This is a genomic window from Oleiphilus sp. HI0117, assembly GCF_001635235.1.
Genome location: NZ_LWGA01001419.1, coordinates 1 through 673, shown reverse-complemented (window position 1 = coordinate 673; position 673 = coordinate 1). Strand labels below are relative to the sequence as shown.

The window sequence follows — 673 nt, the reverse complement described above, 5'->3', positions numbered from 1 at the left end:
CTTAATCTCGATACCGTGGACTACCTCAACACAAATAAAATGGATCTTGCCCTGCGCATCGACCTTGATGACTGGCTTTCAGAAAGCGAAAGTACTGACCCATACCTTTGCTTGGTCCGCGCACGCTCAAAAGCCAAAATAGGTGAAGCATTCACTCAGTCAATCGGTTTCAAGAGCTCTATCGACAGCGCAAAAGAAACTGAAACGCTAATGGAAGTATTAGCAGGCTACACCAAAGAAACCGAACCCAAGCAAGCTGCTCAGCTTCATCAAAAAGCCTATGACTTTTGCGTTGAACAGCAGCAGCTAGGTGAAGCAGTGCCGATTAATGAGCTATCGGGCTTCCTTGATGAAAATGAACCCACCCGCTTTGCTCAATTCGCAGAACAAGAAGCGCAACTAGACACCAGCCAAACCCTGCGCCCAGACACTCGTAAGCTAAAGCATTTGGTCAGAATCTCTGGCAAGGGCAATGGTTTAAGCCTGTCCTTTTCATCAGACCTTATGCAGCAAACAATCTTGTTTGATGAGCAGTCAAATACGCTCACTATTACAGAAATCCCCAAGAGCCTGAAAAAACAGATTCTTGAACACATTAAGGACAAGCAAGAAAACTAGTTCTTAACACTAAACCAAGGCGCCGGATTTACGTTCCGGTCATGCTGATAGGAAA

At 45.5% G+C, this 673-nt stretch carries 1 protein-coding gene; it reads left to right on the top strand.

Annotated elements, in window-relative coordinates:
• Positions 1-618: nucleoid-associated protein (locus A3757_RS23940; RefSeq protein ID WP_197470279.1), on the top strand; the 618-nt coding region annotated here is incomplete at its 5' end.
• Positions 619-673 lie beyond the last annotated feature (55 nt).